This window comes from Kitasatospora sp. NPDC022856 (assembly GCF_055561235.1).
In genome coordinates this window covers 1-19,457 of sequence record NZ_JBVHHE010000028.1, presented here as the reverse complement: position 1 = coordinate 19,457, position 19,457 = coordinate 1, and the positions used below count along the sequence as shown (strand labels likewise).

The window sequence follows — 19,457 nt, the reverse complement described above, 5'->3', positions numbered from 1 at the left end:
GCGGCTGCGGCCGGCTCACCCGTAGGCGGTGAGCATCAGCGCCACGTCGTCCACCCGGTCGGTGGAGCCGACCTCCTGCAGCAGCCGCTCCGCCAGCCGTTCCAGCCCGTCCTCCGCGTCGCCGGCCGCGCCGGCCGGTCCGGTGAGGGCGTCGCGCAGCCGGTCCACGCCGTGGTCGATCTCCACCGCGGGGTCCTCGACCAGCCCGTCCGTGTAGAGCGCGAGCAGCGAGCCCGGCGCCATCCGGAACTCGCTCACCGGGTACTCGGCCCAGTGGTCGACGCCGAGCAGCGGCCCGCCCGCCACGTACAGCGCCTCGGTGCTGCCGTCCGGGTGGCGCAGCACCGGCGGGAGGTGGCCGGCCCGGGCGATCCTGGCGGTGCCGTCGGCGGGGGTGAGCCGGATCAGGCAGCAGCTGGCGAGCAGCCCGGGGTCGAGGTCGAGCAGCAGCCGGTTGGTCTGCGCGAGCACCTGGTCCGGCGGGTGGCCGCTGGCGGCGAAGGCCCGGACCGCGCTGCGCAGCTGGCCCATGGTGGCGGCGGCGCCGACGCTGTGGCCCTCGACGTCGCCGATCACCAGGTTGAGGTCGTGGCCGGTGACGATGGCGTCGTACCAGTCGCCGCCGATCTCCATTCCCTGGGTGCCGGGCAGGTAGCGGGCGGTGATCCGGACGTTCTCCAGGCGCGGCAGCCGGTGCGGCAGCAGGGCCTGCTGGAGGCCGCGGGCGAGGGCGAACTCGGCGTCGTAGAGCCGGGCCCGCTCCAGGGCCTGGGCGATGAAGCCGCCGAGGGCGGTGAGCAGCCCGCGTTCCTCCAGGGTGAAGGCGCGGGACTCGTCGAAGCCGATGATGCAGCTGCCGACCGGGTGGCCGGAGGCGATCAGCGGCAGGAACGCCCAGGCGCGCATCTCGTCCAGGGCGATGCCGGGGTAGGCGGCGGCGAGTTCGTGGACGGACTCGAAGAAGATCGGTGTGCCGGAGCTGAGCGCCTCGGCGCCGGGCACCCGGGCGCCGATCGGGGTGCCCTCGAAGCGGTCCAGGAAGCCGTCCGGGTAGCCGCTCTGGGAGACCAGGTGGAGGCGCTTGTCGCGGACGGTGTAGATGGCGAGCTCCTGGCCGCCGAAGGCCGGCAGGATCTGGTCGGCGACGGCCCGGCAGACCTCCCGGACGGTGACGGCCTCGCTCAGCGCGCTGGCCAGCTGGAGCAGGTGGTACATGGCCCCGACGCTGGTCCGGGCGCCGGGAGGGGGTTCGGCCGGCGGCTCCGGCGCGCCGGCGGGCGGCTCGGCGGCGACCACCCGACCGGTGACGCCGTGGGTGTCCGGGTAGAGCGAGAACGCCAGCCAGCCGTCCGGCGGGCGGGCCGCGAGGAAGGCGGTGGGCTGCTGGGAGACCATCGCGGCGCGGTAGCGGTTCTCGTAGACCGGGTCGGAGAGCCAGGGCAGCACGTCCCACGGGTGGTGGCCGACCAGGTCCTCGCGGCGGGCGTGCAGCAGCAGCTCGACGCTGCGGTTGGCGTAGGTGATCCGGCCGTCCGGGTCCAGCGAGAAGACGCCGTCGCGCAGCCGCTCGACGGCTTCGGCCGCGGCGGTGCCGGTCCGGGTGTCCAGCACGGCGCCGACCAGGTGGGTGCGGCCGTCCGGCCCGGCCGTCTCGGGCACCCGGCCCCAGAGCTCGACCGGATAGGGGTGGCCGTCGTGGTCGAGCACCCGGACCCGGGCGGCCAGCATCCGGCCCTCGTCCAGCGCGGCCCGGGCGGCGGCCCGGAGCTCCGGCAGGTCGCCGGGGGCGATCCGGGTGGTCAGGGTGGCCGCCCGGCCGTCGAACTCGGCGGGCGACATCCCGAAGATCTCGCAGAACGGCTCGTCGACGGCGAGCGCCCCGGTGGCCAGGTTCCAGTCGAACAGGCCGACCCTGGTGGTCGGCGGGGACGGTGGCGCCAGCTCGACCACGGCGGTCTCGCCATTGGGTTCGATCAGCCGCCCGTTCCCGTCCAGCGCCGCCAGCGCGGCGGCCAGCCCGTCGGCCACCGACCGCAGGTGCCGCTGCGCGCCCGCCGGCACGCCTTCGTCCGAGGCGGCCCAGAGCACGCCGATCACCCCGTACGTCTCCTTGCCCGCCTTGACGGGCACGCAGGCGGAGGCGAAGTCGTAGGGCATGCCGACGGCCATCTGCGGGAAGCGCCGCATGGTGTCCTCGGTGTCGGCCAGCGCGATCACCCGGCCGGTGCGGAAGCTGACCGCCACCGGCATCGGCCCGGCCGCGGCGATCCGCCGGAACTGGGCGATGATCGACAGCGGCACGCCCGCGATGGTGCAGAGCACCAGTGAGCGCCGGTCCCGGGCCCGCAGGTAGACCATCCCGCCGTACGCGTCGGTCTCGGCGAGCACCCTGCGGACGGCGGTCGCGAGCAGCGCGTCCCGCTCGTGCGTCGCCCCGGCCACGGCATCGCGCTCCCGGGGGCGGCGCGCGTCGGGTCGCGTCGCCCGAGTCCCGCCGGTCACATGCGGACCGGGCCGGTCCGCCGGCACACCCTGGCGCATCTTCTCTTGCTACGCCCGGGTCAAGGGACTGTCAAGGCGAGCCCCGCGTGCCGCCCGGGCCGGACCGCGCCAGCATGGTCACCATGCCGACCGATCCGGGCCGCACCACCGTGGTCAACCTCAAGGGCCATCGCGACGATCCCGACTACGCCGACGTCGTCTACGTCGGGCGGGCGATGCACCGCGGCGGCTGGCACCTCGACGAGTCCCCGCTGCACTGCCCCTACCGGCCCGGACCGGACCTCAGCCGGGAGCGGATGCTCGTCGAGTACCGCGCCTACCTGCTGGACCGGCCGGACCTGCTCGCCCTGCTGCCGGAGCTGCGCGGCCGCCGGCTCGGCTGCTGGTGCGTCCCGCTCGCCTGCCACGCCCAGGTGCTCGCCGACCTGGCCGACCACGGCAGCTGAGGCGGCCCGCCGGGGCCGGCGGCCCTCGTCCGGGTGGCCGGGCGCCGCCCCCGGCACCGGCCGCCCGCGAACCGTCCGGACGCGCTTCGATATCCTCACTCGGACAGCGCAGCGCAGCGGCCGCCCCGGGGAAACGAGTACGTCCATGCAGCCGGCACCGTCCGACCGTGCCCGACCGGCGCAGACCGAGGAGGCCGGCGCCGCCTGGCAGTGGGACGGCGAGAGCGACGACCGGCCGGCCGAACCGGCCGACGTGCTGAGCGGCGGCTCCGAGGCGGGCGGCGGGCCGCGGCTGACCCGGCGGCGGCTGCTGACCGGCGCCGGGGTGCTCGCGGCGGGCGCCGCGGTCTGGGCGTTCGCCCGCTCGGCGGACGGACCGGCGCCCGCTCCGCCCCGGCCGCTACCGACCCGCGTCGCCGGACCGCAGCCGCTCTGGACGTACCGGGGCCGGGAGGCGATGGCGTCCGAGCGGCTGACCGGCCGCCCGGCCGTCCCCGTCTTCCTCACCCGCGAGGGGCTCCAGGTGCTCGACCCGGCCGACGGCAGGCCGCTGCGGCTGCTGTCGTTCGCCGCGGCCAAGGCGGACTGGCCGAACGACGTGCAGCAGCCGGGCGCCCATGTGGTGGTGGGCCCCGACCGGGTGTTCACCACCTCCAACGGCCACCTCGACAGCCACCACCTCACCGACCCGGCCGCCGAGTGGAGCCTGCCGCTGCCGGAGGAGCTGGGCAACGGCACCGTCACGCTGTTCGGCTGCGCGGGCGACGTCGTGTACGGCGAGTTCCAGCCCCGGCCGTTCACCGGGGACGGCCGGCTCTTCGCGGTGCACGTCACGGACCGCCGGGTGCTCTGGTCCCGTCCGTCCGAGGGGGAGCGGCCGCTCTCCCCGCTCACCGCGGCCGGGGGCCGGGTGCCGGCCTTCGACGGCTCGGCCGGCGGCCTGCGCCTGCTGGAGGCCGCCACCGGCAAGCGGCTCTGGACGGTGCCCACCGACAGGGGCACGGGCTGGGCGGTCACCGATCCGGAGCACGTCTACGCCCCGCAGGGCCCGGCCGGGCTGCGGGCCCTGCGGGTGGCGGACGGCGGTCCGCACTGGTCGGTCGTCCCGGGGCCGGCCGACGAGTGGCGGCTGCTGCCGCCGGTCGCCGGTGGCGCCCTGGTCCACCTGTTCCGCGACAACGGCCTGGTCACCGCCCACGCCGCGGACACCGGGGCCCAGGTCTGGGAGCACCGCCTGCCGTTCCGGCTGGACCGCCGCAGCAGCCCGCTGCTCGCCGGGCCGGTCCTCTACGTGCCCGGTCCGGCTGCCGCGGGCGTCCGCGCCCTGGACGCCGCCACCGGCGAGGAGCGCTGGACCTTCCGCGACTCCGGCCCCGGGGTGGACGTCTGGTCGCTCTCCCACGACGCGACCCGCCTGTACGCCGGCCACGACGACGTCCTGCACGCGCTCCCGCTCGCCTGACCCGCGGTCACCGCTGCGCGGCCCCGGTCCCGCCGCCGCCCCGGCGACGGGGGAGGATGGCGGCGTGCAGGTACACCCGATCTCGCCCGACCGGCTCGCCGAGCGCCTCGCCGACCGCGTCACCGCCCTGCCCGGAGCCGGTGAGCGGTGGCTGCGGGTCGCCGTGGACGGCGCCCCGGCCGCCCGGCCCGACGCACTCGCCGACGCGCTGGTGGAGCCGCTGCGGGAGCGCGGCCGCCCCACCCTGCGGGTGTCGGCGGCCGCCTTCCTCCGCCCGGCCTCGGTCCGGCTGGAGTACGGCAAGCAGGACCCGGACGCCTACCACGACCTCTGGCTGGACGACGGCGCCCTGCTGCGCGAGGTGCTGGACCCGCTGGAGCCCGGCGGCACCGGCCTCGTCCTGCCGTCGCTGCGCGACCCGGTCACCGACCGGGCGACCCGCGCGCCGTACACGCCGCTGCCGCCCGGCGGCGTGCTGCTGCTGGACGGCGCGCTGCTGCTCGGCCGCTGGCTGCCGCTGGAGCTGACCGTCCACCTGGCGCTCACCCCGGCCGCGCTGGCCCGCCGCACTCCGGCCCAGGAGCAGTGGACGCTGCCCGCGTTCGCCCGCTACGCGGCCGAGACCGTCCCCGCCGAGGCGGCCGACCTCACCGTCCGGGTCGACGACCCGCGCCACCCGGCCCTGGTCGAGTAGCGGTCCGCGCCCCGGGGGCCGGCCCGCGCTGGCAGTGCGGGCACCAGAACGCCACCCGCTCCTGCGGCGGCGTGCCTTGGGTCGCCGTCCGGACGACCGTGCCGCAGCGTGCGCACGGCCGCCCGGCCCGGCCGTACACCCAGTGCCGGCGGCCCGGCCGGGTGTCGCCGGTGGTGACGTGCCCGGGGCGCAGCCGGTTGGCGTCGAGGATCTGCTGGGAGCGCTCCACCAGCCTTTCGGGGCGCGGGAGTTCGCCGACCGGCGTCCACGGGGTGACCCCGGCGAGGAAGCAGAGCTCATTGGCGTAGACGTTGCCGATGCCGGCCAGGTTGCGCTGGTCGAGCAGCGCCTCGGCGAGCGGCCGACCGGGCTGGGCCAGGAGCCGGCGGACGGCCTCGCCCGCGTCCCAGTCGGGGCCGAGCAGGTCGGGCCCGAGGTGGCCGACGACCCGCTCCTCCTCGGCGGTGCGCAGCAGCTCGACGACGGGCAGCCGGTAGCCGACCGCCGTGCTGTGCTCGGTGCCGAGGACGGCCCGGATCTGCCAGGCGGGTCCGCCCGACCATCGCTCGCCGGGGCCGTAGACCGCCCAGCGGCCGTCCATCCGCAGATGGGTGTGGAGGGTGAGGCCGCCGTCGAGCCGGGTCAGCAGGTGCTTGCCGCGCGGGGCGACCTCCAGCACCCGCCGCCCGGTCAGATCGGCGGTGGCGTGCGCGGGCACCCGCAGATCGGCCGCGGTCAGCACCCGGCCGGCCAGTTCCTCGTGCAACCGGGCCGCCACACGGTAGACGGAGTCACCTTCAGGCATGCCCCCATCCTCCCCCGCCGGCCGGCGCCGACACGGTCGGCGGGGCCTACTTCTCGCGCACCACGACGACCGGGCAGGGGGCGTGTTCGGTGAGGTGGCGGCTGACGGATCCGAGCAGGGCGCCGGAGAATCCGCCGAGGCCCCGGCTGCCGACCACCAGCAGGGCGGCGCCCTGGGCCGCCTCCAGCAGGGCCTGCGCGGCGTTGCCGGGCATCACCGTCTCGGCGATCCGGACCCCGGCGTCGGCCCCGGCGACCTTGGCGACCGTCTCGGAGAGCGTCCGCCCGGCCAGTTCCTCGGGATTGAAGCCCTCGGCCGGGGGCATAGCGAGCCCGGCCCAGCCGTAGAACGCCGGGTACTCCCAGGCGGCGACCGCCCGGACGCCGCCGCCGGCCAGCCTGGCGTAGTCGATCGCCCAGCGCAGCGCCCGCTCCGAGGCGGGCGAGCCGTCCACGCCGACGACGATCAGGGGTTCCGCGCTGTCGGCCATGCCGCTGCTCCTTGTTCGACTACCTCGGCTTCACCTGCCGCTGACCAGGCAAACATAGATCAATACGGGCATATGGCCGCTAATTGCCACGCCGAAGACGTCGAACACTTTCGAACCCTGTGCGGTCCCGCCCCGGGACCCAAGAAGCGTGACGCGCCCGCGGGTCCGGCGGACGGGCGGCCCGGGGGCGGAGACTGGTACTGGCGGGTGCGCGGGCCTCGTTGCCCGCGCACCCGCCAGGGTCTCCTGGACGGACGGCCCGTCAGGCCCGGTAGGCCGCCCAGGAGTTGGACATCCTGGCGACCTGGCCGGGGGTGAACTGGGTCATGCAGGAGTCGTAGGTGTAGTCCATGAAGTTGTGGATCGGGTCGACGCCGGTGGCCGTGCAGGTGTCGCGACCGGCCGGGCACTGGTACGCGGCGGTCTTCTCGGCCGGGGTGTCCGAGACGTAGTCGCCCTGGCCGCCGCAACCGCCCTGGAAGGTGTGGTACAGCCCGAGCCAGTGGCCGACCTCGTGGGTGACGGTGTCGCCCTCGTTGTAGTTGGTGGCCGAGCCGCCGGGGAACGAGCTGTCGAGGATGACCACGCCGTCGTCGCTCGGGTTCGACCGGTAGGAGCTGGGGAAGGTCGCCCAGCCGAGCAGCGACTGGCCGAGCTTGGCGGTGTAGAGGTTGAGGGCGTTGGCACCGCCCTTGCGCAGCGAGCTCTTCATCGACCGTTCGGCCGAGGAGCCCGGGGTGATGCCGTTGTACCAGGACGAGTTGTCGGTGTAGTCGGTGCCGGTCAGCTGGAACTGGAACTGGCTGGCGGTGTTGCCCGCGCCCTGGCCGCCGTAGGCGGCGTTGAGGACGGAGATCTGCCGGCTGATGTCCGTCGCGGTCAGCTTGCCCGTCGATCCGGCGTGGACCACGTGGACGTACACCGGGATGGTCGTGGTGGCGGCGAGCGTCCCCGGGGCGAGCAGCGCGCTGCCCTGGGAGGAGTGGGCCAGTTGGGCGACCCGGGCGCTGAGGTCCGCGTCCATCGCCTGGGCCTGGGCCTCGGTGACGGCGTTGGGCTCCTGGCCGCCCGGGCTGCCGGCGGGCTTGCGGGCCCCGGCGTCCTGGCTCTCCCCGCCGACGCACGGGGCGGCGACCGCGCCGGGGGCCTGCGCGGCGGCGGTGGAGAACGCCGAGGGGGCGGCGAACTGGGTGAGCCCGAGGGCCGTGACGAGGGCTGCGGCGCTGAGGAATCTGCGGGGGACACGCGAGGGTACGCGGGCAGAACGACGCATCTGCGCTCCTGAGGGGGAGTTGTGGGGGGTGGCGGAGGGGGGCCGCCGAGCCTAGGCTACGCAGGGCCGCGTGTACGCGTCAGGTTTCTTCCGGCCGCAAAGTCCTGACGACATATCGGACATAACCCGGAAGCCCGATCGAGTGACCCCGGTCACAGGTGGAGCATTTCCGGTGCCGCACGGTCGGGGCAACGCCCCCGGGTTGTCCGAAAGTTGACGCTCCGTCCGCCGGACAGGCCTCGGAAGGCCGACCGGACCGGTCGGGTGGGCGGCCCCGCACCGCCTCGCCGAGACTACGACGCCACGAAGACGATCTCCCGCACGGCGCGCGCACCGGCCCGGTCGAGTACCACCGCCGACGCACAGCCCGCCGGCGGCTCGCCCGTCCCGGCCAGCCGCCCGCGCAGCCGCCGGGCGGACTCGCGGTGCCGGGCGAAGGCGTACGCGGAGACGCGCTGGCCCCGGGCGTGCTGGCCGTCCCGGGCCTCCTCCGCGCTCGCGTCCAGCACGATCAGGTGCACCCGGCGCCCCTGCCGGGCGGCCGCGCGGCCCAGCCAGTACCGCACCCAGGGCAGCGTGCCGCAGTCGTGCACCGCGAGCGGGCCGCCGGCCAGGACGGCGCGGCGCAGCCGCCGGTAGTGCGCGGCCCGCACCAGCGGGCGGTAGGCGGCATAGGGCAGCCAGCCGGGGACCCGGGCCGCGTACTCCTCCCGCACCTGCTGGGAGTCGACCAGCGGGGCGCGGACGCAGCGGCGCATCAGGGTGCTCTTGCCGCTGCCCGGCAGGCCCGACACGACCAGCAGGTCGTCGGCGCGGTAGTGCAGCGCCTGCGCGGGCCCCGCGGCGGCCCCCGCCTCGGGGCACCCGGCCGTGCCGGGCCCCCGGCGCAGGTCGTGCAGGCCGCGCGGGCGCAGCACCGCCGCGGCCGGGCGGACCTCGGCGGCGCACGCCGATCTCGGTACGGGCACCTTGGCCCCGGACACCCCGACCTCAACCACCGGCACTCCCCCTGACTCCGCGGCCCCGGCTCCCCGGCCTCCGCCTCTCGAAGAAACCTTCCCCCTTCAAGAGAGAGTAAAGACTAGTGGTCAGCGCCGGTGCGGCCGAGCCCTCCCGCGCCGCGGCGGCGCCTCCCGCACAACGCCCTCGCACCACGCCCTCGGGACCGACGCATTCGCCCCGGCCGTTCGTACCGGCTGTTTCGGCCCGGCTGCCCGGGGCAGAGCGCGCCGCCCCCGCGCCCGCCAGCCCGCCCCCGCCCGGCGGCGCAGGCGGGCGGAGGTGGGCGGAGGTGGGCAGGGGCGGGCAGGGGAGCCGGACGGTCGCGGGGCGGGTCAGCCCAGCTGCGGGGCGACCCGGGAGGCGATCAGCTCCAGGTGGTCGAGGTCGTCCAGGTCGAGGATCTGGAGGTAGAAGCGCTCGGAGCCGACGGCGGCGTAGCGGCCGATCGCCGCCACCACCTCGTCGGGGGTGCCCGCCAGACCGTTGGCCTTCAGCTCGTCCACGTCGCGGCCGATCGCGGCGGCCCGGCGGGCCACCTCGGCGTCGTCCCGGCCCACGCAGGCGACCAGGGCGTTGGAGTACACCAGGTCGTCGGCCTGGCGCCCGGCCCGCTCGACGGCGGCCCGGACCCGGCCGAACTGGGCGGCGCTCTGCTCGACCGAGACGAAGGGCAGGTTGAACTCGTCGGCGAAGCGGGCGGCCAGCGCCGGCGTCCGGGTCGGGCCCGTGCCGCCGACCAGCACCGGGATCTTCTCCTGGGCGGGCTTGGGCAGCGCCGGCGACTCGGTCAGCCGGTAGTACTCGCCGGCGAAGTCGAAGGTGTCGCCGACCTTGGTGTTCCAGAGGCCGGTGATGATCGCCAGCTGCTCCTCCAGCCGCCCGAACTTCTCCTTGGGGAACGGGATGCCGTAGGCGGTGTGCTCCTCCTCGAACCAGCCGGCGCCGAGGCCGAACTCGACCCGGCCGCCGCTCATCGCGTCGACCTGGGCGACCTGGATGGCGAGCACCCCGGGCAGCCGGAAGGTGGCGGCGGTCATCAGGGTGCCCAGGCGGATGGTGCTGGTGTCGCGGGCGAGGCCGGCCAGCGTGATCCAGGCGTCGGTCGGGCCGGGCAGGCCGCTCACCCCGCCCATCTTGAGGTAGTGGTCGGAGCGGAAGAAGGCACTGAAGGCGCCGAGCTCCTCGGTGGTCCGCGCCACCCGGAGCAGCGTGTCGTAGCTCGCGCCCTGCTGGGGCTCGGTGAAGATTCGAAGATCCATGCGGTCCATTCTGGGGCAGATCGCCCCGTGCTTCCGGGCGATCCGCGCTTTCGGCCACGCGGCGGGGCGGGGGGCGGGACCGGCCGGGCCGCGGGCGGCGGGGTGGCCAAGGTCTCAGCCCGCGCGGCCGCTCCCCCGCCGCCGCTCGCCTACCTTGGACGGATGTTCGCCACGCCCGACGAGTCCCACCGCGACTCCCCCGACCAGCCGGCCGGCTGCCCGCTGCCCGGGATCGTCGCCGCCTTCACGCCGCGGCTGGCCGAGTTCGCCTTCGAGCCCGGCTTCGTCGCCGCGGTCGACCAGCACGTCGCCCAGTTGCGCGAGCTGCTCTACGCGCAGGGCCCGGAGCTGCTGCCCCTGGCGCTGGACCGCGCGGAGCTGTCGCAGTACGCGGCGGAGTTCGTCGACGCGCTGATCGACATCGGCTGGCGGGAGCCGGTGGGGTACGACTTCGCGGTGCACCGGCTGACCGCGATCTGCTGGCTGGTGCGCGAGCAGGGCCTGCTCACCCGCTGAGGACGGGCGCGGCCGGGGCGATCCTCCCGGGCGGGCCCGGCGCCGGCGGGTCGACGCGTACAGTGGCGGTCCAACGGACGGACGGCGGGGGCGGGACGGTACAGGGTGAACGGCGACACGGGGAGCACGGTCCGGGCGGGTCGCGAGAGCGGTGCGACCGGCCACCGGGCGCTGGTCTGGCGGGAGCTGCCCGAGCGCCCGGTGGCCGCGGTGCTGGTCCTGCACGGCGGCCGGGAGCACGGCCTCGGCCGGCCCGGCCCGGTCAACCTGCCCGGTCTGCGGATGACCGGCTTCGTCCGGGCCCTGCGCCGGGAGACGGCGGGGGCCGGGGTCGCGATCGGCACCGTCCGCTACCGCCACCAGGGCTGGAACGGCGAGCGCGCCGACGCCGCCCGGGACACCCGGGCCGCGCTCGGCGACCTGGCCGAGGAGCTGGGGCACGTGCCGACCCTGCTGGTCGGCCACTCGATGGGCGGCCGGGCGGCGCTGCGCGCGGCGGGCCACCCGAACGTCACCGGCGTGGTCGCGCTGGCGCCCTGGTGCCCGGCGGAGGATCCGTGCGAACAGCTCGCCGGCCGGAGCGTCCTGATGCTGCACGGCGACCGCGACAAGGTCACCGGCCCGGCCGACACCCGCGCCTTCGCCGCCCGCGCCCGCTCGGCCGGGGCCGGGGTCTGCGGCTACACCGTGGTCGGCAGCGGTCACACCCTCCTCCGGCGCTCCGGTGACTGGCACCGTGCCACCGCCCGGCTCTGCACCGGACTGCTCGGCCTGCGCGACCTGCCCGCCGAGGTCGGGGCCGCGCTGGCGCTGCCGGCCGGCAGCCGCGACGCCCTCGCCCTCCCGCTCCCCGCCCAGCCGCGCACGGCGCCACCGCGCCGCCTCACCCCGGTCCTGCCGACCGACGCCTGACGCCGCGCGCCGGCGGCCGCCCCGGCGGTCACCGCACCCCGGCGGCCGGGCCGGGCGCGGGCACCGCGCGCTCCGCCGCACGGCTGACCTCCTCCCAGCCGGCCCAGGTCTCCATCCTGGTCCGCGCGATGTCGAACGCCAGGTCGTAGACCATGCTCCCCAGCAGCAGGCGCAGCGGAGGCTCGTCGCTGTCGACGAGCCGGAGCAGCGCCTCGGCGGCGAGCTTCGGGTCGCTGTCGACCGAGCCCTCGGCGAACTGCTTCGCCAGTTCGGCCCGGAGCGGGTCGTAGGCGTCCAGGGTGTCGGTGCTGTGCATCGCCGTGTAGAGGTCGGTCCAGTAGCCACCGGGCTGCACGATGCTCACCTTCACGCCGAAGCCCGCCACCTCCCTCGCGATCGCCTCGCTCAGGCCCTCCAGCGCGAACTTGCCGGCGCTGTAGAGCCCGGTGCTCGGGAATCCGCCCAGCGCGGCGACGCTGGAGATCTGCACCAGGTGCCCGGAGCCCTGCCCGCGCAGCACGGGCAGCACCGCCTGGCTCACCCAGAGCGCGCCGAAGAAGTTGACGTCGAGGTGGGCCCGGGCCTCGGCCTCGCCGAACTCCTCGACCATGCCCATCGAGAGCATCCCGGCGTTGTTGACGACGATGTCGAGCCGGCCGAAGTGGCCGACGGCCTCGTCGACCGCCGCGAAGACGGCGCCGCGGTCGGTCACGTCCAGCCCGAGGGGCAGCACCCGCCCGGGGTGGGCGGCCGCCAGCTCCTCCAGCGGCCCGGTGGTGCGCGCGGCGACCGCGACCCGGTCCCCCGCGGCGAGTGCCGCGTCCGCGAAGGCGCGGCCGAGGCCCCGGCTGGCGCCCGTGATGAACCAGACCCGGTCGGTGCTTGCGGCTGAGGTGCGCATACCCGGTACTCCTCCACTTGCGAGAGACGAGACGGTTCGTCTCGTTTGATGGCTCCACTATCGTTCCCGCTCCGCCTTCTCGTCAAGACGAGACGTATCGTCTCATTGGCTTCGCGTGCGGCCGGTGATCCGGGCCGGGCGGTCCATCTGCACCGCGCACGACCCTTTTTGACGGTTCTCGACCGCGATGATCGCCCGGCCGGTAGCGTCACTCCTGTCGTCCGAGGCCCACCGGCACCGGCTGCCGCACGGGCACCGTGTGCCGCCCGGTGCGACATGTCAGGGCGGCGCTACGGGGAGCGCGCCTTCGTGTGGACCCCGAGGAGTGAGAACCAGTGATGACTGCCAGGCGCCACCGTGGAGTCGAGGCCACCGCCGGACGGGCGGCCCGCCGATGACCGTCGCACCCCGGCACCCCTTCGAGGCCGAGGCCGGTCTCGCCGACTACCTGGAACGGCACGCCCGCACCTCCCCCGAGAAGACCGCGATCATCCACCCCGACGGCCGGGAGCCGGACGGCGCGATCCGCTACCGCGAGCTCAGCTACGGCGAACTGCAACGCCGGGTCGAGGAGTTGGCGGCCGGGTTCAGCCGGATCGGGATCACCTCGGGCATGCGGACCATCCTGATGCCCAAGCCCGGACCGGATCTGTACATCCTCGTCTTCGCGCTGCTGCGGATCGGCGCGGTACCGGTGGTGGTGGACCCGGGCATGGGCATCAAGCGCATGCTCAACTGCTACCGCGCGGTGGGCGCGGAGGCCTTCGTCGGACCCTCGGTCGCGCACGCCGTCCGAGTGCTCGGCCGCCGCACCTTCGCGACCGTCCGGATCAAGGTCACGCTGGGCCGGCGCTGGTTCTGGGGCGGCCACACCCTGGACGGGCTGCTCGGCGGCTCCGGCTCGGCGCCGGCCCGGCCGGTGACCGGCGACGACCTGATGATGATCGCCTTCACCACCGGGAGCACCGGGGCCGCCAAGGGCGTCGAGAGCGTCCACCGGATGGCCACCGCGACGGCCCGCCAGATGCACGCCGCGCACGGGCGCGACCGTGACGACATATCCCTGGTCACCGTCCCGATCTGGGGGCTGTTCGACCTCATCTACGGCTCGACCATGGTGCTGGCGCCGATCGCGCCGGCCAAGGTGGCGCAGGCGGACCCGGAGCTGCTGACGGCGGCCCTGACCCGGTTCCGGGTGTCCACCGTGTTCGGCTCCCCGGCGCTGTTCCGCGTCCTCGCCGCCCACCTGGAGCGCGAGCGCGTCCCGCTGCCCGAGCTGCGCGGCGTGGTGTCCGCCGGCGCACCCGTCCCGCCCGACCTGGTCGCCTCGCTGCGCCGGGTGCTGGACGAGCGGACCGGGATCCACGTCGCCTACGGCGCCACCGAGGCGATGCCGATCTCCTCGATCGAGTCCGCCGAGATCCTCGGCGAGACGGCGGCCCGGGGCGCGCTGGGCGACGGCACCTGCGTCGGCCGGCCGGTCGACGGGACGCTGGTGCGGCTGGTGCGGGTCGACGACGGCCCGCTGCCGGACTGGGAGGACGACCTGGCGGTCCCCGCGGGGGAGATCGGCGAGATCGTGGTGGCGGGGGACGTGGTCAGCCCGCGCTACCACGCCACCGCGGACGCCAACGCCCACTACAAGATCCGCGAGCGGCCCGCCGACGGTCCCGAGCGGACCTGGCACCGGACCGGTGACCTGGGCTACCTGGACGACGCCGGGCGCCTCTGGTTCTGCGGGCGCCGGGCCCAGCGGGTGCGCACCGCCGGGGGCGACCTGCACACCGTCCGCTGCGAGGGGGTCTTCAACGCGCACCCGCTGGTCCGGCGCAGCGCGCTGGTCGGCATCGGGGCCCTCGGGGCCCAGCGCCCGGTGGTGTGCGTGGAGACCGAGGACGGCGTCTCCGAGGAGCAGTGGCCGGAGCTGCTGACCGAGCTGCGCCGGCTCGGCGCCGACCGGCCGCTGACGGCCGGGCTGCGCGAGTTCCTGCGGCACCCGGGGTTCCCGGTCGACATCCGGCACAACGCGAAGATCGGGCGCGAGGAGCTGGCCGGCTGGGCCGAGCGGCAGACGGCCGCCCGCACCTGAGCCGAACCGCGCGGGCCGGTCCGGACGGTGCTCCCGTCCGGACCGGCCCGCGCGGGTGCCGGGGGGTCAGCGCGTCAGCGCGTCAGCGCGTCAGCCAGAAGGCCTCGCGCTGGAAGGCGTAGGTGGGCAGGTCCACCCGCCGCCCGCCCGGCAGGGCGGTCCGCCAGTCGACGTCCTGGCCGCGCACCCACCGCCGGGCGAGCGCCTCCAGTCCGCCGGCCGTCCCGGTCGCCGGGGCCGCGGTGTCCGCCTCCGGCCGGCCGTCGATCACGTTCTCGGCCGGCGCCCCCTCGGCCACCGCCTTGAGCCCGCCGAGGAACCCCTCCCGGTCGGCGGCGAACACCACCGCGCGGTGCTCCAGGCCCGCCCGGCCGGTGGCCAGCGAGAAGGCGACGTCCAGGGCGGACGGCTCGGCCCCGGACTCCAGGAAGGCGGCGAGGCGCGCCGCCTGGGCGGCCAGCCCGGCCGCGGTGCGGCCCGACAGTGCCCAGGGCAGCGGCCCGTGCTGCCGAGCCGGAGCGCCCCCGGAGTCCGGGGCGTCCTCGGCCACGTGTTCCAGCACGACATGGGTGTTGGTGCCGCTCATCCCGAACGAGGACACCCCGGCCCGCCTGGGCCGACCGGTCTCCGGCCAGGACCGCGCCCGCGTCAGCAGCCGGACCGCGCCGGCGTCCCAGTCCACCTGCGGTGACGGCCGGTCCGCGTGCAAGGTCCTGGGCAGCACGCCGTGCCGCATGGCCAGCACCATCTTGATCACTCCGGCCACGCCGGACGCCGACTGGGTGTGGCCGATGTTGGACTTCATGGTGCCCAGCCAGAGCGGCCGTTCGGGCGAGCGGCCGGCGCCGTAGGCGGCCAGCAGCGCGGTGGCCTCGATCGGATCGCCCAGCGCCGTACCGGTACCGTGCGCCTCCACCGCGTCGACCTGATCGGGCGTCAGGTCGGCGTTGGCCAGGGCCTGCTGGATCACCCGCCGCTGCGCCGAACCGTTGGGTGCGGTGAGCCCGTTGCTCGCGCCGTCCTGGTTGACGGCCGAGCCGCGGACCAGGGCCAGCACCGGGTGCCCGTGCCGGCGGGCGTCCGACAGCCGCTCCAGCAGGACGACGGCGACGCCCTCGGCCATCCCCATGCCGTCGGCCTCCGCCGAGAAGGACTTGCAGCGGCCGTCCGCCGACAGCTCGCCCAGCCGGCTCAGCCCGACCAGTTCGGAGGGGTAGGACATCACGGTGACCCCGCCCGCCAGGGCGAGCGAGCAGTCGCCCTGGCGCAGCGCCTGGGCGGCCAGGTGCAGGGCGACCATCGAGGACGAGCACGCCGTGTCGACGGTGACCGCCGGGCCCTCCAGGCCGAGGGTGTAGGAGACCCGGCCGGAGAGGATGCTGATCACGTCGCCGAGACCGAGGTGCGCCGACAGCTCGTCGGTGACCTCGGCCCGCGCGCCGTAGCCCTGGTAGCGGGAGCCGATGTAGACGCCGGTTCGGCTGCCGCGCAGGGCGTGCGGGTCGATGCCGGCCCGCTCGACGGCCTCCCAGGAGGCCTCCAGCAGCAGTCGCTGCTGCGGATCCATCGCCAGCGCCTCGCTCGGGCCGATGTCGAAGAACCCGGGGTCGAACTCGGCGGCGTCGTGCAGGAATCCGCCCTCCCGCGTGCAGGTGGTGTCGGGGCGTCCGGGCTGCGGGTGGTAGAGGCCCGCGAGGTCCCAGCCGCGCTCGGTGGGCAGCCCGGAGACGGCGTCCGTACCGGCGTCGAGCACCTGCCAGAGGTCCTCGGGCGTCCGGACGCCGCCCGGCAGCCGGCAGCTCATCGCCACGATCGCGACGGGGTCGTCCCCGGCCGCGGCACCGGCGGGCGCCGGGTGCTCGGCCACCTGGGGCGACTCCCCCAGGATCTCGGTCCGCAGCCGGTCGGCGAGCGCCCGGACCGTCGGGTGGTCGAAGACCACGGTGGTCGGCAGCCGCAGGCCGGTCGCGGCGTTCAGCCGGTTGCGCAGGTCGACCGAGGCCAGCGACTCGAAGCCGAGTTCGCGGAAGGGCCGCCCGGTCGCGATCGCCTCGGGCGAGTCGTGGCCGAGCACCGCCGCCACCGTCCCGGCGACCAGTTCCAGCAGCTCCCGGTCGGCCTCCGCCGCCGGGCGGCCCGCCAGGCGGTCGCGCCACCGGGCGAGGGCGTCCGCCGCGTGCCCGGGCTCCGGCTGCTCGCTCCGGCGGCCCCGGCGGGCCTCGGGGATGGCGTCCAGGAGCGGCCGCGGCCGGGCGGAGGCGAAGGTCGGCACGAAGCGGTCCCAGGCCACGTCGACCAGGGCGACGAAGGTCTCGTCGCGGTCCAGCACCTGCTGGAGGGCGGCGACGGCCGGTTCGGGGTCCATCAGCGGCAGCCCCTGCCGGAACAGCCGGCGCTCGGCCTCCTTCGACGGGCCCTCGGTGCCCCAGCGGTCCGGGGTGTTCCAGAGCCCCCAGGCGACCGAGGTCGCCCGCAGCCCGCGCGCCCGGCGCTGCTGCGCGAGGGCGTCCAGGTAGGCGTTGGCCACCGCGTAGGCGCCGTGGTCGCCGCTGCCCCAGACCCCTGCGACGGACGAGAAGAGCACGAAGGCGTCCAGGTCGTCCCGGTCGAAGATCTCGTCGAGGTGGCGGGCGCCGTCCGCCTTGGCCGCGACCACCTCGGCGAACTCCGCCGGGGTGGTGGCGTCCAGCGAACTCAGCCGGATGAAGGCGGCCGCGTGCACGACGGCCCGCACCGGCGTGCCGTCCGCCGCCAGCCGGGCCACCAGCGCGGCGAGCGCGGACCGGTCCGCGACGTCGCACGCGGTGACCGTCAACCTGGTACCGGCGGCCGCGAGTTCGGCCCGCAGCGCGTCGGTGGCCGGACCGCCGGCGGCGGAGCGGCTGGTGAGCACCAGGTGCTCGGCCCCGCTGCGGGCCAGCCAGCGGGCGAGATAGGGGCCGACCGCCCCGGTGGCGCCGGTGAGCAGGACGGTGCCGCGCGGCCGCCAGCCGGCCGGTTCGGCCGCCGTCCCCGGCTCGGCCCCGGCCCCCGCCGCGACGTCCGCCCCGGGGGCCGGGGCCGACGCGCGGACCAGCCGGCGCGCGTACAGGCCGCCGGCCCGGACGGCCACCTGGTCCTCGTCGGCGATGCCCGCGAGCACGCCGCACAGCCGGGCGCGCGCCCGGTCGTCCGGCTGCCCGGGCAGGTCGACCAGGCCGCCCCAGCGGTCGGGGTGCTCCAGGGCGACCGTCCGGCCCAGGCCCCAGAGGGCGGCCTGGCCGGGGCTGTCGAGCGGGTCGGCGGCGCCGACCGTGACCGCGCCGCGCGTCGCGCACCAGAGCGGGGCCGCGACACCGGCGTCACCGAGCGCCTGCACCAGGGTCAGCGTGAGCACCAGGCCCACCGACAGCGCGGGGTGCTCGGGGTGCGGCTGCCCGGCCTGCGCCAGCAGCGACAGCACGCCCGCCAAGGGCTCCGGCCCGCCCGCGAGTTCGCGCAGCCGGTCGGCCAGCCTGGCGCGGTCCGCGGCCGGGTCGAGCGCGATCCGCAGCACCCGGGCGCCGTGCTCGGCGAGGGCGCGTTCGGCCTCGGCGGCCCACGGGTCACCGGTGTCACCGGCCGGGACCACCACCAGCCAGGTGCCGGACAGGGCCGGCCCGGACGGCTCGCGGAGCGGCTGCCAGTCGATGACGTACCGCCAGCCGTCCACCACGGACAGCGTCCGCTGCCGCTGCCGCCAGGCGGCGAGCAGCGGCAGGGCGGGCGCCAGGGCGTCGACGGCCGCCCCGCCGTCCGGTCCGGCGCCCAGCGCGCGGGCCAGGGCCTCGATGTCGCCCTGCTCGACGGCCGCCCAGAACGGCTGGTCCGCGAGCGGCCGGCCGCCCGGCTCCGGCTCCTCCTCCGGCTCGGCGTCGAGCCAGTAGCGGCGGCGCTGGAAGGCGTAGGTGGGCAGCTCGACCGGGCGCCCGCCGGCGGTGGCGGCGCTCCAGTCGACCGGCACACCGGCGGCCCAGAGCCCGGCCACCGAGGCCAGCAAGCGCTCCGGCCCGCCCTCGTCGCGGCGCAGCGTGCCCGTCACCGTCGCCGTGGCCTCCGCGCTCTCGACGGTGTCCTGGATGCTCGCCGCCAGCACCGGGTGGGGGCTGACCTCGACGAAGACCCGGTGGTCGTCGTCGAGCAGCGCCCGGGTGGCGGCCTCGAACTCCACCGGCCGGCGCAGATTGGCGTACCAGTAGGCGGCGTCCAGCTCCCGCCCCTCCATCAGCCGCCCGGTGACCGAGGAGTAGAACGGGATCGCGGCCGGGCCCGGCACGACCGGCGCCAGTACCCCGGCCAGCTCGTCCCGGACCAGATCGATCTGCGGCCCGTGCGAGGCGACGCCCGCCTGGACCCGGCGGACCCGGACGCCGTCCGCCTCGCAGTCCTTCACGAAGGCGCCCAGCGCGTCGAGGTCCCCCGACACCACCACGGTGCCCGGCCCGTTCACGGCCGCCACCGAGAGCCGGCCCTCCCAGGCCCGCAGGCGTTCGCGCACCTGCTCCACCGGCAGGAACACCGGGGCCAGCCCACCGAGTCCGGCCAGTCGGGCCAGGGCCCGGCTGCGCAGCGCGGCCAGCCGGGCGGCGTCCGGGAGCGTCAGCACACCGGCCACGCAGGCCGCCGCCACCTCGCCCTGGGAGTGCCCCACCACGGCCGAGGGTTCCACCCCGAAGGAGCGCCAGACCGCCGCCAGCGACACCAGGACGGAGAACAGCACAGGCTGGACGACGTCGATCCGGTCCAGCGACGGCGCTCCGGGCGCGCCCCGCAGGACGTCCAGGAGGTCCCAGTCGACGAAGGGCTTCAGCGCCTCGGCGCACTCCGCCATGCGGTCCCGGAAGACCTCCGACTCCGCCAGCAGCTCGACACCCATCCCGAGCCACTGCGAGCCCTGGCCCGGGAAGACGAAGACGGTGCCGTCGTGCTCGGTGACGGCGGACCGGACCACCGCGGCGGCGGGCCGGCCCTCGGCCAGCGCGTCCAGGCCGTGCAGCAGCGCCGCCCGGTCCGCGCCCAGGACCGCGGCCCGCTCCGGCAGCGCCGCCCGGGTGACCGCCAGCGCGTGCCCGACGTCCCGCACGCCCA

At 76.3% G+C, this 19,457-nt stretch carries 14 protein-coding genes; 6 read left to right on the top strand and 8 right to left on the bottom strand.

Annotation, left to right across the window (positions count from 1 at the left end; all coding sequences use genetic code 11):
- Positions 1-15: 15 nt before the first annotated feature.
- Positions 16-2,442: a SpoIIE family protein phosphatase gene (locus ACZ34W_RS28785; RefSeq protein ID WP_465608213.1), complete on the bottom strand. Its 2,427-nt coding sequence runs from the start codon at positions 2,440-2,442 to the stop codon at positions 16-18.
- 182 nt (positions 2,443-2,624) lie between these two features.
- Here ACZ34W_RS28785 and ACZ34W_RS28780 point away from each other — a divergent pair, with 182 nt between their 5' ends.
- From ACZ34W_RS28780 to ACZ34W_RS28770, 3 genes are all read left to right on the top strand, one after another.
- Positions 2,625-2,948 carry a DUF4326 domain-containing protein gene (locus ACZ34W_RS28780; RefSeq protein ID WP_465608211.1) on the top strand — a complete coding sequence of 108 codons (324 nt, stop codon included), beginning with the start codon at positions 2,625-2,627 and terminating at the stop codon, positions 2,946-2,948.
- Between the two features lie 145 nt (positions 2,949-3,093).
- On the top strand, positions 3,094-4,410 hold the full coding sequence (locus ACZ34W_RS28775) for an outer membrane protein assembly factor BamB family protein (protein WP_329491104.1): 1,317 nt from the start codon (positions 3,094-3,096) through the stop codon (positions 4,408-4,410).
- 64 nt (positions 4,411-4,474) lie between these two features.
- Positions 4,475-5,104, top strand: coding sequence for a nucleoside/nucleotide kinase family protein (locus ACZ34W_RS28770; RefSeq protein ID WP_329491103.1), 630 nt, complete (start codon positions 4,475-4,477; stop codon positions 5,102-5,104).
- On the opposite strand, the gene ACZ34W_RS28765 is transcribed toward ACZ34W_RS28770, so the two are convergent.
- The 5 genes from ACZ34W_RS28765 to ACZ34W_RS28745 form a co-directional block, all read right to left on the bottom strand.
- Complete coding sequence (locus ACZ34W_RS28765) at positions 5,058-5,909, bottom strand: DNA-formamidopyrimidine glycosylase family protein (protein ID WP_465608208.1); 852 nt, start codon at positions 5,907-5,909, stop codon at positions 5,058-5,060. The two genes, ACZ34W_RS28770 and ACZ34W_RS28765, sit on opposite strands and share 47 nt — an antisense overlap.
- A gap of 46 nt (positions 5,910-5,955) precedes the next feature.
- Positions 5,956-6,399: a universal stress protein gene (locus ACZ34W_RS28760; protein ID WP_465608206.1), complete on the bottom strand. Its 444-nt coding sequence runs from the start codon at positions 6,397-6,399 to the stop codon at positions 5,956-5,958.
- A 262-nt stretch (positions 6,400-6,661) separates the two neighbouring features.
- Complete coding sequence (locus ACZ34W_RS28755; protein WP_329491100.1) at positions 6,662-7,672, bottom strand: zinc metalloprotease; 1,011 nt, start codon at positions 7,670-7,672, stop codon at positions 6,662-6,664.
- A gap of 293 nt (positions 7,673-7,965) precedes the next feature.
- Entirely contained in the window at positions 7,966-8,670 is a 705-nt protein-coding gene (locus tag ACZ34W_RS28750) for an AAA family ATPase (RefSeq protein WP_465608204.1), read from the bottom strand.
- 336 nt (positions 8,671-9,006) lie between these two features.
- Complete coding sequence (locus ACZ34W_RS28745; protein ID WP_465608202.1) at positions 9,007-9,933, bottom strand: LLM class F420-dependent oxidoreductase; 927 nt, start codon at positions 9,931-9,933, stop codon at positions 9,007-9,009.
- 162 nt (positions 9,934-10,095) lie between these two features.
- Here ACZ34W_RS28745 and ACZ34W_RS28740 point away from each other — a divergent pair, with 162 nt between their 5' ends.
- Together ACZ34W_RS28740 and ACZ34W_RS28735 are read left to right on the top strand one after the other, a co-directional pair.
- Positions 10,096-10,449, top strand: a complete 354-nt coding sequence (locus ACZ34W_RS28740) for a DUF6401 family natural product biosynthesis protein (RefSeq protein WP_329491097.1) — start codon at positions 10,096-10,098, stop codon at positions 10,447-10,449.
- A 105-nt stretch (positions 10,450-10,554) separates the two neighbouring features.
- Entirely contained in the window at positions 10,555-11,361 is an 807-nt protein-coding gene (locus ACZ34W_RS28735; RefSeq protein ID WP_465608199.1) for an alpha/beta hydrolase, read from the top strand.
- A gap of 28 nt (positions 11,362-11,389) precedes the next feature.
- Here ACZ34W_RS28735 and ACZ34W_RS28730 read toward each other — a convergent pair whose 3' ends face one another.
- Positions 11,390-12,262, bottom strand: coding sequence for an SDR family NAD(P)-dependent oxidoreductase (locus ACZ34W_RS28730; RefSeq protein ID WP_329491096.1), 873 nt, complete (start codon positions 12,260-12,262; stop codon positions 11,390-11,392).
- A 394-nt stretch (positions 12,263-12,656) separates the two neighbouring features.
- Here ACZ34W_RS28730 and ACZ34W_RS28725 point away from each other — a divergent pair, with 394 nt between their 5' ends.
- Complete coding sequence (locus ACZ34W_RS28725; RefSeq protein ID WP_465608197.1) at positions 12,657-14,351, top strand: fatty acid CoA ligase family protein; 1,695 nt, start codon at positions 12,657-12,659, stop codon at positions 14,349-14,351.
- 82 nt (positions 14,352-14,433) lie between these two features.
- On the opposite strand, the gene ACZ34W_RS28720 is transcribed toward ACZ34W_RS28725, so the two are convergent.
- Positions 14,434-19,457, bottom strand: a 5,024-nt coding sequence (locus tag ACZ34W_RS28720) for an SDR family oxidoreductase (protein WP_465608196.1), incomplete at its 5' end; no start/stop codon positions are given.